This window comes from Latilactobacillus fragifolii (genome assembly GCF_905332535.1).
Taxonomy (GTDB): Bacteria; Bacillota; Bacilli; order Lactobacillales; family Lactobacillaceae; genus Latilactobacillus; species Latilactobacillus fragifolii.
Map to the genome: position 1 here is coordinate 20,731 of NZ_CAJOCF010000011.1, position 15,571 is coordinate 36,301.

At 41.1% G+C, this 15,571-nt stretch carries 9 protein-coding genes; all 9 read left to right on the forward strand.

The annotated features are described in order from the left end of the window. Positions 1 to 294: 294 nt before the first annotated feature. Entirely contained in the window at positions 295 to 1,047 is a 753-nt protein-coding gene (locus J7Q78_RS09480) for an isoprenyl transferase (RefSeq protein ID WP_154241690.1), read from the forward strand. 14 nt (positions 1,048 to 1,061) lie between these two features. Then, entirely contained in the window at positions 1,062 to 1,850 is a 789-nt protein-coding gene (locus J7Q78_RS09485) for a phosphatidate cytidylyltransferase (protein WP_208423153.1), read from the forward strand. 165 nt (positions 1,851 to 2,015) lie between these two features. Continuing rightward, a complete protein-coding gene (rseP, locus tag J7Q78_RS09490) occupies positions 2,016 to 3,287 on the forward strand; it encodes an RIP metalloprotease RseP (RefSeq protein WP_208423154.1) in 1,272 nt (423 codons plus the stop codon). Between the two features lie 25 nt (positions 3,288 to 3,312). Then, on the forward strand, positions 3,313 to 5,034 hold the full coding sequence (locus J7Q78_RS09495; protein WP_208423155.1) for a proline--tRNA ligase: 1,722 nt from the start codon (positions 3,313 to 3,315) through the stop codon (positions 5,032 to 5,034). A gap of 67 nt (positions 5,035 to 5,101) precedes the next feature. Further along, entirely contained in the window at positions 5,102 to 9,442 is a 4,341-nt protein-coding gene (locus tag J7Q78_RS09500; RefSeq protein ID WP_208423156.1) for a PolC-type DNA polymerase III, read from the forward strand. A 168-nt stretch (positions 9,443 to 9,610) separates the two neighbouring features. After that, the gene (locus J7Q78_RS09505) at positions 9,611 to 10,177 is read left to right on the forward strand and encodes a restriction endonuclease subunit S domain-containing protein (protein ID WP_208423157.1); all 567 of its coding nucleotides are present in this window, start codon (positions 9,611 to 9,613) and stop codon (positions 10,175 to 10,177) included. A 3-nt stretch (positions 10,178 to 10,180) separates the two neighbouring features. Further along, the gene (locus J7Q78_RS09510; RefSeq protein WP_208423158.1) at positions 10,181 to 13,390 is read left to right on the forward strand and encodes a type I restriction endonuclease subunit R; all 3,210 of its coding nucleotides are present in this window, start codon (positions 10,181 to 10,183) and stop codon (positions 13,388 to 13,390) included. Between the two features lie 30 nt (positions 13,391 to 13,420). Beyond that, on the forward strand, positions 13,421 to 15,037 hold the full coding sequence (locus J7Q78_RS09515; protein ID WP_208423159.1) for a type I restriction-modification system subunit M: 1,617 nt from the start codon (positions 13,421 to 13,423) through the stop codon (positions 15,035 to 15,037). Further along, positions 15,038 to 15,466 carry a restriction endonuclease subunit S domain-containing protein gene (locus J7Q78_RS09520; RefSeq protein WP_208423160.1) on the forward strand — a complete coding sequence of 143 codons (429 nt, stop codon included), beginning with the start codon at positions 15,038 to 15,040 and terminating at the stop codon, positions 15,464 to 15,466. The last annotated feature ends 105 nt before the right edge of the window (positions 15,467 to 15,571 follow it).

The window sequence follows — 15,571 nt, forward strand, 5'->3', positions numbered from 1 at the left end:
TTTAAAGTAGTTATTAGTTTATCATATTTAACCTGTAAGATGCCAATAACGATAGGTAATTACTAATATTTAACAGTTAATTTTAAATAGGTAGCAAAAACCGGATGTGATCAGTGAAATTGTTGCTAGTAAAGGCGCTAGCGTGGATGAAAAATAGTTATGCAGGGCTTCCAAAGAGTTAAACGAATGGGGCAGTTTGCTTGCTAGTGGCGATAATCAGGTGATTTTAAATAGTCACTTACTGGGATTTTTGGTACAATCATAAAAGAGTTATTGAAACTGGAGGAGTATGTGGTGTTCACAAATAAAAAAACAGACGCGCAACAACTAGATTCCACCAACATCCCCAACCACGTTGCGATCATCATGGATGGTAATGGCCGGTGGGCGAAGAAACGCTTAATGCCAAGAATTGCTGGTCATAAGGCAGGTATGGAAAACGTCAAGACAATTACTAAAACAGCCAGTCGAATGGGGGTAAAAGTGTTGACATTGTACGCTTTTTCAACTGAGAACTGGAAACGGCCCAATGACGAAGTGAATTTCTTGATGCAGTTACCGGTCGACTTTTTTGATACGTTTATGCCAGAATTGATTGCCGAAAACGTTCGGGTGAAAGTCATGGGCAATATACAAGACTTACCGGAAAAGACACAAAAAGCGGCCAACAATGCGATGGCTGATACTGCTGATAACACTGGGATGATTCTGAATTTCGCGCTCAATTATGGCGCCCGGAATGAACTTCAACAAGCTGTTAAGCAGATTGCCAGTGAGGCCGTAAATGGAACAGTGGCTATTGAGTCAATCGACGATGCCCTCATCAGCGATCACTTGATGACCGGCTTTTTAGGGGAATATGCTGATCCAGAATTATTGATTCGCACGAGTGGTGAAGAACGGATTTCAAACTTCTTGCTCTGGCAAATTGCTTACAGCGAGCTGGTTTTTGTGGATGAATTTTGGCCAGACTTTACCCCAGCAGTATTTGAACGCTCAATTGGCATTTACCAGCAACGTAATCGTCGCTTTGGCGGTCTTAAATAGGAGGAAATACAATTATGAAACAACGTGTCATTACAGCAACCATTGCCTTAATCATCTTTATCCCAATCATTTTCTTTGGCGGGATTTACATTGATATTGCTGCAGCCGTTTTAGCACTGGTTGCCTTATCAGAAGTCTTCATCATGCGGAAGCGGATTATTGTATCACCCGATGCAACCATTGCCGGGCTAGCGGTGTTGAGTTTGGCATTGCCAAAAGGGGCCTTTAACTGGTTGCCAGCTGGTGTGTCACAGTTTGATTTATTCTACTTCTTTGTTGCCATTTTACTAGCAATTACAGTGTTCACGAAAAACCGAGTTAACTTTGACGATATGGGTGTCACGACCTTAGCTAGCCTATATATCGGCTTAGGCTTCCATTACTTAGCCGCAACGCGGAATATTGGCGGTTTTGACACAGTGATGTATATCTTATTGGTTATCTGGATGACCGATATTGGGGCATACACATTTGGCCGGATATTTGGCAAAAATAAGATGTGGCCAGCCATCAGCCCCAACAAAACCTGGGAAGGCTCAATCGGCGGGACATTATCAGCATTGGTAGTCGCTGCGATTTACTTGAACTTCTTCCCCCAAGCATACTCAATGCCCGTGATGTTGGGATTAACGTTAATCTTCTCAATCGCAGGGCAATTAGGTGATCTAGTTGAATCAGCTTATAAACGTTACTATGGCGTTAAAGATTCTGGTAAGATCTTACCAGGCCACGGCGGCATCTTAGACCGCTTTGACAGTATGTTATTCGTATTGCCTTTATTACACTTGTTTGGCTTGATTTAGTTTAAGCTAGGACTGTTTTTGAAATCCAATGCCATCTAGCGTTTAGCGCAACTTTTCGGTCTGTGCTAAACGCTTTTCTGGTTTCGTGGGAATTCGTGATATAATGTAACAGTTCATATTAAATGAAAGTAGTAAAATACGCATTTAGAAGGGAGTCGTACTCGATTGGCGGCGATTATTGCGTTTATTATCATATTTGGTATTTTAGTAGTGGTCCATGAATTTGGCCACTTTTACATGGCGAAACGTTCTGGTATTTTGGTACGGGAATTTTCAATTGGCATGGGGCCTAAATTATTTGCGACCCGCAAAAACGGAACGACTTATACAATTCGTTGGTTACCGCTGGGGGGATATGTCCGCATGGCGGGGATGGCCGATGATGAATCTGAAATCCAAGCAGGGACGCAAGCTACCTTGCTGTTAGACGAACAAGGCATTGTTCAAAAAATTAATACAAGTGATAAAGTAACTACCTTAAACGGTGTTCCATTTCAAATTGCCAAAACCGATTTGCAACAAGGATTATGGGTGGAAGGCTACGAAAGTGGTGACGAATCTGCATTAAAACGGTATTCGGTTAGTCACGATGCAACGATTGTTGAAGCTGACGGAACGGAAGTGCAAATCGCACCCGTGGATGTTCAATTCCAGTCAGCTAGTTTAGTCAATCGGATGTTGACCAACTTTGCGGGCCCGTTCAACAACTTTATCCTCGCGATTGTGGCCTTTGCGCTATTTGCCTTTTTAAATGGCGGGGTACCACAAAACAAAGCGATTGTCGGGACCGTGATGCCCAACTCGCCGGCCCAAAAGGCGGGATTGAAAACAGATGACCGGTTAGTGAAAGTCGCTGGTCAAAAAATCACGACGTTTACTGACTTCAGTACGGTGATTGCAAACTATCCGAATAAACCAGTTGCCGTTCAGGTTAAACGGGCAAAGCAAACCAAGTCACTTGAAATCACCCCTAAAGCGGTGAAGGTCGACGGGCAAAAGAAAAAAGTCGGTCAAATTGGTGTGACAGCTGGACTCAACCATAGCGTGGGGGCTAAGTTGAAATATGGCTTCACCCAATCATGGACGAATGCGACGCAGATTTTTAAAATCCTCGGGTCATTCTTAACGGGTGGTTTCTCACTTAATAAATTAGCCGGCCCAGTCGGTATGTATTCAATGACAACGCAATTTGCGAGCCAAGGGTTCACAATGCTTGTCTACTTCTTAGCGTTCTTATCTGTCAACTTGGGGATTATGAACCTGATTCCAATTCCAGCACTAGATGGTGGTAAGCTCGTGATTAACATCATTGAAGCGATTCGTGGTAAACCCATCTCACCTGAAAAAGAAGGCATTGTTACCCTTGTGGGGGTCGGCATCATGGTCGTCTTAATGGTCTTGGTTACATGGAATGATATTCAACGCTTTTTCTTTTAGATTATTTTTGGAGGCATAACAAATTATGAAACAGTCAAAATTATTTATCCCAACTTTAAAGGAAGTGCCTAACTCGGCCGAGGCTAAAAGCCATCGGATGATGTTACGAGCTGGCTACATCCACCAAGTATCAGCCGGGGTATACAGCTACTTACCACTAGCATTCCGTGTCTTGGAAAACATCCAAGCCATTATCAAAGATGAAATGAGCAAGATTGATGCTGTGCAAATGCAAATGCCAGGGATTTTACCTGCTGAATTATGGCAAGAATCAGGTCGTTACGAAACATACGGCGATAACTTGTTTAAGTTCAAGGATCGTCACGGTCGCGACTTTATCTTAGGCCCAACGCACGAGGAAACTTTCACTGATTTAGTACGCAATGAAATTAAATCTTACAAAAAATTACCATTAATGTTATATCAAATCCAAACAAAATATCGTGACGAAGATCGACCACGTTATGGGTTGTTGCGGGGCCGTGAATTCATTATGCAAGATGCTTATTCATTTTCAGCAAACGAAACCGATTTGGATACGACTTTCCGGCAAATGTACCAAGCTTACACCAACATTTTTGAACGCTGTGGATTAGACTTCCGCGCAATTGTTGGTGATGCTGGGGCCATGGGTGGTAAGGATTCGATGGAATTTTCTGCGATTGCTGAAATTGGGGAAGATACGATTGTTTATTCAGACCAAAGTGATTATGCTGCCAACCTTGAAATGGCAACGAGTATCCGGCCTAAGCAAAACTCAAGTGAGGTGCAATTAGAACTTGAAAAAGTAGCGACTGGCGATGCCCACACAATCGAAGAAGTGGCCGCAAAACTGGATGTGACAGCTCAAAAAATTATCAAGAGTGTCCTCTTTATCGCTGATGAAAAACCAGTCTTGGTCTTAGTACGGGGTGATTTCGAAGTCAATGATGTGAAGTTGAAGAATTTCTTAGATGTTGATTTCTTAGAAATGGCAACGCCAGAACAAATCTTAGCAACGATGAATGCGCCAATGGGTTCTATCGGACCGGTTAATGCCCCAGAAGACTTACAAATCGTGGCTGATTATAGTGTTGAAGCCATGGTAAATGCCGTGGTTGGTGCCAATGAAGCTGATCACCATTTTACAAATGTGAATAGCAAGCGCGATTTTACCGTCGCGGATTATGCTGATTTGCGGTTCGTTCAAGAAGGCGAAACGTCACCTGATGGGCAAGGTAACTTGCACTTTACTAAAGGGATTGAAATTGGGCATATCTTCAAACTGGGCACACGCTATACCGAACAATTCGGGGCAACGTTCTTAGATGAAAATGGCCGTGCTAAACCGATCATTATGGGGTCTTACGGAATCGGGGTTAGTCGACTCTTGTCAGCGATTACCGAACAACAAGCTGACGAAAACGGCTTAGTTTGGCCAAGTGCAATTGCACCATATGACTTGCATGTCGTCCCGGTCAATGTCAAAGATGCGGACCAAGTCTTGTTAGCTGAACAAATTGAAACTTTACTTGAAGAAGCAGGTTACTCAGTCCTAGTTGATGATCGTAAAGAACGTGCCGGCGTTAAGTTTGCCGACAGTGATTTAATCGGCTTACCAATTCGAATCACAGTTGGTAAGAAAGCGGCCGAAGAAATTGTTGAAGTTAAATTACGTAAGACAGGCGAAACCCTAGAAGTGAAGAAGGATGAATTGATTAATTCAGTAAGTATTCTTCTGGCTTCTGAAACGAGTGAAACTGAATAGTTCCGTTAATGAAGGTTGGAATCGTTCCAGCCTTTATTTAACTTTCTGAATAAGAGGAGGCCCTTTTGTGGCATTAGATCAAACCGCACTGTTTCAAAAATTATTAGAACAAATTGATTTACCCGCGGATGTTGCAAACTATCCTGGCTTCAAAACTGGCCAAGTAAAACAAGTGGTTGTGCATGAAACATCCAAACGGTGGACCTTTAAATTACATTTCGAATCCATTTTGCCCTATGCTGTCTATACGACGTTTGAACAATATCTAGAAGCGGCGTTCAAAGCGATTGCGGCCGTATCAGTGGAAATCACCACTGATACAACTGAACTAGATGGCGGTCTGCTAGCAGCTTACTGGGAATACGTTATCAACCATAGTGGGATCCAATCTTCGATGTTGCATGAATTATGTGAAAAAGAGACGCCCTACATTGACGGGCACAAAGTATTCTTAGTTGTCGAAAACGACATCGTGAAGACGTTCTTTTTAAATCAAGCCCAAACCACAATCCAAGCTGGGTATCAACGGCTTGGTTTTCCGAAGTTTGCGATGCAACCCTTGATCGATGAATCGGCTTCACAAAAGGCAATTGAAGATTTTCAAGCCAAGAAGGCTGAACAAGACGCCGCTCGGGCCCAAGCGGCAGCAGAAGCCATTAAGAAAAATGAAGCGCTCAAAGAAAAACGGCAATCAGAAGGCAAACCAGTTGATGGGCCAATTTCAATGGGGCGGGGCTTAAATCCTGCAGAGCCGACGCGCCAGATGATTACGATTAATGAAGAAGAACGTTCAGTGGTGATTGAAGGGTTCGTCTTCGATAAAGAAGTTCGTGTATTGCGTTCTGGTCGCCAACTTCTAATTCTAAAGATGACCGATTACTCATCCTCATTTACTGTCAAGAAATTCTCACGGGATAACGGCGATGAAAGTATTTTTGCAGCGATTGATAAAGGAATGTGGTTCAAGGTCCGTGGGAGTGTGCAAGAAGACAACTTCATGCGCGATCTGGTGGTGAATGCCAATGATTTGGTGGAAGTCAGTCATCCCAAACGGCAAGACACTGCTGAAAACGGCAAACGTGTGGAATTACATTTGCATACGAATATGTCGCAAATGGATGCGACTAACAAGATTGGCGACTTTGTCAAACAAGCCGCTGATTGGGGACAATCTGCGATTGCAGTGACCGATCATTATAACTTACAAGCTTTTCCAGATGCTTATGCAGCGGGGAAGAAGAACGGTGTTAAGGTGTTATACGGGGTCGAAGTTAATTTAGTAAACGATGGCACGCCAGTCGCATATAACTTACGCGATGAAGCACTCGACCACGCTGAATACGTGATTTTTGATGTGGAAACGACGGGGTTGTCGGCCGTTTACGATTCGATTATCGAATTGGCCGCTGTTAAAATGAAAGATGGTGAAGTCGTTGGCTCGTTTGATGAATTCATCGATCCTGGGCATCCATTATCAGCATTCACCACGCAATTGACGAGTATCACCAATGAAATGGTGCATGGTGCTAAGAAAGAAGCCGAAGTCTTAGCGTTATTTAAGGAATTCGCGGGGGATGCCGTCTTAGCAGGACACAACGTCACGTTTGATATGGGCTTTATCAACGCTGGCTATGGTCGCAACGACCTTGGTCAAATTGAAAATCCCGTCATCGATACGTTGGAATTGTCGCGGATGCTCCATCCAGAATATAAGAATCATAAACTCGATACGTTAACAAAACGGTATAAAATTAACTTGGAACACCATCATCGTGCCAATGCCGATGCTGAATCAACTGGTTATTTGTTATATAAATTAGAAGCCGAAGCGGCCGAAATGTATGGTATGGTCAATGTCAACCAACTCAATGAGCGTGTTGGCATTGGCGATGCGTATAAACAAGCCCGGCCTGCGCATGCGATATTGATGGCGCAAACTCAGGCGGGCTTAAAGAACTTATTTAAATTGGTTTCAGCCTCGATGACTGAATATTATTACCGCACACCGCGCTTGCCAAAGAGTCGCTTGGATGCCTTACGTGAAGGAATTCTTGTCGGCTCGGCTTGTGCTAGCGGCGAAGTCTTCGAAGCAATGATGCAAAAAGGGTACCAAGAAGCCCGCGATCGCGCGAAGTACTACGATTACCTTGAAGTGATGCCCAAAGCCGTTTACGCACCATTATTGGAACGGGAACTGGTCCGTGACAATCAAGCACTCGAAGAAATCATCCGCAACATGGTTAAACTCGGTGCTGAATTGGATAAACCAGTGGTTGCAACGGGGGATACCCATTACTTGAACCCCGAAGATGCTATTTATCGCAAAATTTTGATCCACTCGATGGGGGGCGCCAACCCACTGAACCGGTCACAATTGCCGGATGTCCATTTCCGCTCAACTGATGAAATGCTAGCGGCGTTTGATTTTCTGGGAGCGGATAGTGCCCAAGAGCTGGTTGTCACTAATCCAAACCAAATCGCCGATATGATTGATGAAATCACACCGGTGAAAGATAAGTTGTACACGCCGAAAATGGCGGGGGCTGAAGACGAAATTCAAACCTTAACGATGAATCGGGCCCATGAATTATACGGGGAAGAATTACCCGAAATCGTGCAAGCGCGCCTCGATAAGGAATTAAAAAGTATTATCGGGAACGGGTTTTCGGTTATCTATTTGATCTCACAAAAACTCGTATATAAGAGTGGTAAGGATGGCTACTTAGTTGGTTCGCGAGGGTCTGTTGGGTCGAGTTTAGTTGCGACGATGACTGGGATTACCGAAGTGAATCCATTGCCACCCCATTATCGCTGTCCTAATTGTCATTACTCTGAATTTTATACCAAAGGGGAAGTCGGTTCAGGCTATGATTTAGCCGATAAGGATTGTCCAGAATGTGGGACACCACTTGATAAAGATGGTCACGATATTCCGTTTGAAACCTTCCTTGGTTTCCACGGGGATAAAGTGCCCGATATCGATTTGAACTTCTCTGGGGATTATCAACCGGTTGCGCATAACTATACGAAGGTCTTGTTCGGTGAAAATAACGTGTTCCGAGCTGGGACAATCGGGACGGTGGCTGATAAAACGGCCTACGGATATGTCAAAGCCTATGAACGTGATACAGAGCAAACGTTCCGCGGCGCAGAAGTCGATCGTCTTGCCAAAGGCTCAACAGGCGTTAAACGAACGACTGGTCAACATCCGGCCGGGATTATTGTTGTGCCGGATTACATGGACATCTATGATTTCACACCAATCCAATTCCCAGCTGACGATCAAGATGCAGCCTGGAAGACAACCCATTTTGATTTCCATTCGATTCATGATAATATCTTAAAACTCGATATCCTGGGCCATGATGATCCGACGATGATCCGGATGCTACAAGATTTATCGGGCATTGATCCCAAGACGATCCCAACGGATGATCCTGGGGTAATGGCCTTGTTCTCCGGTACTGAATCACTCGGCGTGACGCCTGAACAGATTAATTCGAAATTAGGAACGCTTGGTGTGCCGGAATTCGGGACGCGGTTTGTCCGCGGGATGCTCGAAGAAACACATCCCACAACATTCTCAGAATTACTGCAAATTTCGGGTCTATCACATGGGACCGATGTGTGGTTGGGCAACGCTGAAGAACTAATTAACAAAGGTGTCGTCACCCTCAAAGACGTTATCGGTTGTCGGGATAATATTATGATGGATTTAATTCACTGGGGCATGGATGATAGTATGTCGTTTAATATCATGGAACGCGTTCGTAAAGGCAAAGGAATTCCAGAAGATTGGCAACAAGCGATGCGTGACAATGAAAATGTGCCCGATTGGTATATTGATTCTTGTCTGAAAATTAAATACATGTTCCCGAAGGCCCATGCGACTGCCTATATTTTGATGGCGTTGCGGATTGCCTATTTCAAAGTGTACTTCCCAATTATCTATTACTGTGCTTACTTCAGTGTACGGGCCGAAGACTTCGACCTTGTGGCCATGTCACAAGGGAAAGAAGGCGTCAAAGCCCGCATGAAGGAAATCACTGATAAAGGGATGGAAGCCAGCACCAAGGAAAAGAACCTTTTGACGGTCCTCGAAATCGCCAACGAATGTTTGGAACGCGGAATTAACATCAAGATGGTCGACATTGAAAAATCAGATTCATCTGACTTCTTGATCCAAGACGACCATACCTTGCTTGCGCCATTCCGTGCCGTCCCAAGTCTGGGGGGTAACGTTGCCAAACAAATCGTCTCTGCCCGCGAAGAAAAACCGTTCTTATCAAAAGAAGATTTAGCCAACCGCGGGAAAGTTTCCAAGACACTGATTGAATATTTAACAGAAAATAACGTATTGAATGATTTGCCTGATGAAAATCAGTTATCGTTGTTTGATATGATGTAAATAAAAAAGCCTTCATACTTCACTGAAAATAAATTTTCGGAGAAGTATGAAGGCTTTTTTATTTTGCATATATTTTATGTAATTTTAAAAAATTACATAAAATATGTTGAATAAACTTTTGCTTCGACGTATACTAAGCATATTAAATAAGTGTTGAAGGAGGATTTAATGGAGAAACTTAGTAAGTTTGTTGAATTTGTGAGTGGCTCTCCACAATCTCGTCTATTTGTTTCAATGAATGAGAGTGATCCCAGTTATTGTATTTATGGGCAATCTGAATTGAAAGCTGATTTAGTTCAGTCAGAAACAGCGTCCAATGAGGGACGTCAAATTCGGACCCCTGATAAAGTTATGATTTTATCAGAAGGCGATATTATTTTTTATTTAGTTTCTGGAGAAGCAAGTGTTGTTGGAAAAAAGCATGTTGGCTATCTACAAACTCAAAATTTTATTAAATTAATCCCTAATCAGGATTTAGATGCTCACTATTTAGTTTTCTTGTTGAATCAGGATCACAATATTAAAAGACAGCTTGTAAGTTCATTACAAGGAACGATGGTTATTAAATATACACTTGCACAGCTAAAAGCGTTGAGAATTAATAAACTACCACCAATAGATGAGCAACGATTAATTGGAAGAATGTATTTCAACCAAATACGATTAAACTGGTTTAGAAAGCAAAGTGCGGATTTAAAACTAAAAATAGCAATGAATCAGTTGCGAAAGGACTAGTGAATGAACGAATTAAATTTCGAATCAGAATTAATTAAATATATTACAAGCGGGACAATAACAGTTTCTGAGGATGATTTTCAAAAAAGTAATATTCGTGAAACGGCAAAAGATTATGTTGTAAAAACTAAGTTATGGCAATATCGAGTTGATATTAAAACGACCGATCAACTATGGGCAAATTTTAAACAAATTTTAGAACAGCATAATCAAAATACACTTGATAAGCCGTTAAGCACGGTAGAATTTAATCAGGTGAAAAAGATTATTTCTGATTTAAAAACCCCCTATGATGCAGGCCAATTTTTATATGGTCTAAACGGTGTCTCACAGATTGAAATTGATTTAGATGATGGCCGGCATGTGTTTTTAACCGTTTTTGATCAGAAACAAATTGGCGCTGGTAACACAGTCTATCAAGTCGTTAATCAAATTGAACGACCAGCGTTACTAACTGGAAAGCAAGATCGGCGCTTTGACACAACATTACTAATCAATGGTTTACCAATTATTCAAATTGAAGAGAAGCGCGATTCACATGATGTTAATGAAGCGTTGAATCAGATGCATCAATATATCTTGGAAAATCAATACACTGATATTTTTTCAACGTTACAAATTTTGGTTGCAATTACGCCTAATAATGTTAAATATATGGCGAATACAACGGCTGACAAATTTAACAAAGATTTCGCGTTTAATTGGCAACGTAAATCAGATAACAAAATTGTTCGTAATTGGCGCGAATTTGCAGATTCAATGCTAAGTATCCCAATGGCCCATCAAATGGCGACTAACTTTATGATTTTAGATGGTACTAAAAATAAACAAATGATTAAAGTGATGCGTCCATACCAAGTTTATGCAACGCAAAATGTTATTCAAAAACTTAAAAAAGTCGATTTTGACATGGGTTTGAACAAGGTAGGCTATATTTGGCACACTACAGGCTCGGGTAAGACCATTACAAGTTTTAAAACAGCATGGCTTGCTAGTCGAATGCCAGGAATTGACAAAGTTGTTTTCGTCGTTGATCGGATTGCACTGACAAAGCAAACGAATGAAAATTATCGCGCATATGATCCTGATGGTGCAGTCGATGATGATAGTCGTTCGGGTAGTGTTCAAGGTACACAAAGTACAAACGATTTAAGTCGCAAGTTGAAGAGTAAGGATAACAATATCATTGTTACCTCAGTCCAAAAACTAGAAACCCTGGTTAAACGTAAGAGTTTTAAATCTCCCGATAAGCACATTGTCTTTATTGTCGATGAGGCCCACCGGTCAACTGGCGGGGATGCTTTCGAATTGCTGCAAAAAAGCTTTAAGAAATCTGCTTGGGTGGGTTATACGGGAACACCTATGTTTGATGAAACAACTAATGGGTTACGAACTGAGGATATTTTTGGCGAATTACTGCATGCTTATACCATTAAAGAAGCTATTGCCGATCGAAACGTACTAGGCTTTAAAGTTGATTTTGAGACGACAATTGATACGGAAAGTATGAAAACACAATATTTGCCAGACTTCTATAAAAAGCAACATCCCGATTGGGAACAGCGTCAGATTCAAGATAAAATTGATAATTTATCGCAAGAAGACATGGACGATGAAATTGCGCCTAGTTTCTATGATGAAAATGAGGACCATGTTCGCTTAGTTGTCCAGGATATTTTTAAGAATTGGCGTAACCGTTCCAATGAAGGTAAGTACAATGCATTATTTACAACCCATGTTGGTGGTGGTAAGGCAAGTACCCCAATGGCTATGATGTACTTTAAAGAATTTCAACGGGTGAATGAAGAGCATGCAAAGAACGGCGGCCAACTGCTGAAAGTTGCGATTACATTTAGTCAAAATACAACGAATAAAGATGGTATGGTTGAAAGCAATCAGAATTTGCACGATGCGATGAAGTGTTATAACAATCAATTTGGGACAAGTTTTGGGTTAGATGATGTTGCTGGTTATACGCAAGATGTTACGAGTCGCCTTAATCGAACAGCAACTGACAAGAACTATCTTGATTTAGTGATTGTCGTGGATCAATTACTAACCGGATTTGATGCGCCGGAAATGAATACTTTGTATGTTGATCGAACCTTAAAAGGGGCGGGCTTAATTCAAGCCTATTCGCGGACAAACCGAATTGCTGATATGAAAGAGAAACCATGGGGACGAGTCGTTAACTATCGGTGGCCTAGTCAGAATGAAAAGTTAATGAATAAGGCGCTAGCGATTTATTCCAATAAGGATTCAGCCACTTTATCAGAAAAAGAACAGAAAAAGGAAAACGTCGATTCTGGAGTTTTAGCGAAAGACTTTAAAAATATGGTCCAAGAGGTTCGTGGGATTGTCGGACAACTGGATGATTTAACGGATGGTTTTAATCAATTACCACCAAGTGAACGCCAAAAAGACGAGATGTTTGAATTATTGCGACAATACAACGTCGGTATGTCGAAACTTAAACAATATACACCGCAAGATGGTGAAGAAGATAGTGGATTTAACTATGATACGCCGGACGATTTAATTCGCGCTTTAGGGATGACACCGGCCCAAGAAAAGAAATTGACCACTGTTTTAACGAATGAAATAAAACAATACATTAGTGTGCGGGATAAAGTGCCTGTTCAGCAAATTGAGTTAAAGATGACGCACATCAAAGATGTTCAAGTCAACTACGATTACTTGACGGAACTCGTTGAAAAACTCTTGAATGAAATGCATGAAGAAAAAATTGAGGCTGCTCAGAAGACGAAGAAGGATATTGATCAATTTGCAAATGGCTTAGAAGACCAAAATTATGCGCACAAAATTAAAAACGCGACACAAGCGATCCTTGATGGCTACTATCCACCTAAAGGGATGGCAATGATATATCCTGTCAAGTTGGACGATAGTGAGCAAGTTATTCAAGAAGCTAATCAAATTAGTATTGATCGGATTTTATTAGAATTTCGAAACCAGTGGGGGATCACAGATGTGATTACAAGTGCTGGGTTACGACAACTATTTAGTACGCATCAATATGGCCAACAAGATTTAGATGATGCTGGCCAATTGCGAGATATTATTGCTGAAGCAAGTTTGAGTTATAAGAATTTAGCATTAGACGCTGATATCCAAGCACTTTCGAAAATCAGGTACCGAAACGGATTACGCGAAGCAATTTATTTAGCAGCTGATAAACATGTAATACATTAAAAGATCCACAATTAAAGGAGAACGAATCTAATGAGTGAGACAACAACATTACAAGACATCACTAAGAAATTATGGGCAATGGCTAATGAACTACGGGGAAATATGGACGCTGGTGAATTTAAGAATTATATCTTAGCCTTTATGTTTTATCGGTACCTTTCAGAACATCAGGAACAATATTTGGTTTCTAATAATGTGATTGATGTTGCCGATGGCCAGACAATTAATCAAGCTTATGTCGAACAAGCAACGGCAGATGAATTAGCTGATTATCTTGAAGATATTTCGTCAAGTTTAGGTTATGCGATTGCGCCAGCTGATACGTGGCAATCATTAAATGAACGAATTGAAAATAGCACGGTTATTCCAAGTGATTATCAAACGATTTTTGATAATTTCAATAAAAATGCAGTCTTAAATCAAGAGGCTGCTCAAGATTTCAACGGGGTCTTTAACGACATTAATCTCGGTGATTCGCGCTTAGGTAGTTCAACCACGGCACGTGCTAAATCCTTGAATAATATTGTCAAATTAGTTGATGATATCGAATATAAGAGTGATGAAGATAAAGATATTCTAGGTGAGATTTATGAATACTTAATTGGACAATTCGCGGCCAGTGCTGGGAAAAAGGGTGGCGAATTCTATACACCACACCAAGTCAGCAAGATTCTTGCTAAATTAGTCACGATGGATGTCGCACCCAGCAACACCGCCTTCTCAGTATACGATCCAACTATGGGATCTGGCTCATTGTTACTAACCGTTCGTAATCAATTGCCTGAAGCTATCCGCTCCGGAGCAATTAAGTTCTATGGTCAGGAATTAAATACAACGACCTACAACTTGGCGCGTATGAATTTAATGATGCATGATGTGTCATTTAATAATATGACTTTAAACAATGCTGATACACTCGAAAGTGATTGGCCAGATGGACCGGATGAAGCAGGTGTCGATCAACCACGGAGTTTTGACGCAGTGGTTGCTAACCCACCATATTCAGCAAAATGGGATAATAATGAAACGAAACTAAAAGACCCCCGTTTTAGCGAATATGGCAAACTAGCACCAGCTTCCAAAGCCGATTTTGCATTCGTATTGCACAGTCTCTATCATTTAAACAACGACGGTACAATGGCAATTGTCTTGCCACACGGTGTGTTATTCCGGGGGGCCGCTGAAGGGAAGATTCGGCAAACATTGATTGAAAAGAATTATTTAGATGCCGTCATTGGCCTACCAGCTAACCTATTTTATGGCACAAGTATTCCAACCACAATTCTTGTTTTTAAGAAAAACCGCCAAGCGAAAGACGTTCTATTCATTGATGCAAGTAGTGATTTCGAGAAAGCTAAGAATCAAAATAACTTGCGAGATAGCGATGTTGATAAGATTGTCGCTGCATACAAGAGTAGGGAAGATGTCGATAAATACGCCCATGTTGCAACTTTAGATGAAATCAAAGAAAACGACTTTAACCTTAATATACCGCGTTATGTAGACACTTTTGAAGAAGAAGAACCAATCGACATTGATGAGGTTAAAAAAGAAATTGCAGCTATCGATTTAGAAATTGCAAAATTAGAAAAAGAATTTGCAGAAATGGAAGCACAGCTCGTATCAACAAAAAAGGAGTCTGATTAAATGAAAGAGCAAAAAAAGCAACCAGAACTTCGGTTTAAAGGCTTTACTGACGATTGGGAACAACGAGACCTTGGAAAACTTACCGATGTTTATGATGGGACTCATCAGACACCAAAGTATTTAGATAAAGGTATTATGTTTATTTCAGTTGAGAATATAGACACGTTAGAATCCCAAAAATTCATTTCTGTTGATGAATTCAATCGTGAATTTAAGGTATATCCAGAGGTAGGGGATGTTCTAATGACGCGTATTGGAGATGTTGGAACAACAAATGTTGTCCGTTCAACGCGACCAATTGCTTACTATGTTAGTCTTGCACTGCTAAAAAAGAAAAATATGCCAGCTACTTTTTTAAGTTTTGGCATACAATCACCAAATATACAAAAAGAGATATGGAGAAGAACTGACCTATACCCCAATTGTTAAAGTAAAAACTTTAATGATTGGGGTATTTTGATGACTAAAATTTCTAAACAGACAAAATTAAAAGCAATCCTTGAGTATCATCAAGGAGAATTTAGTAAGAATCAA

Excerpts from the sequence above, each read along its gene's own strand:
- J7Q78_RS09505 (WP_208423157.1), top strand. The coding sequence starts at position 9,611 with ATGGAGAAACTTAGTAAGTTTGTTGAATTTGTGAGTGGCTCTCCACAA.
- J7Q78_RS09485 (WP_208423153.1), top strand. The coding sequence starts at position 1,062 with ATGAAACAACGTGTCATTACAGCAACCATTGCCTTAATCATCTTTATC.
- J7Q78_RS09495 (WP_208423155.1), top strand. The coding sequence starts at position 3,313 with ATGAAACAGTCAAAATTATTTATCCCAACTTTAAAGGAAGTGCCTAAC.
- J7Q78_RS09510 (WP_208423158.1), top strand. The coding sequence starts at position 10,181 with ATGAACGAATTAAATTTCGAATCAGAATTAATTAAATATATTACAAGC.
- J7Q78_RS09515 (WP_208423159.1), top strand. The coding sequence starts at position 13,421 with ATGAGTGAGACAACAACATTACAAGACATCACTAAGAAATTATGGGCA.
- J7Q78_RS09520 (WP_208423160.1), top strand. The coding sequence starts at position 15,038 with ATGAAAGAGCAAAAAAAGCAACCAGAACTTCGGTTTAAAGGCTTTACT.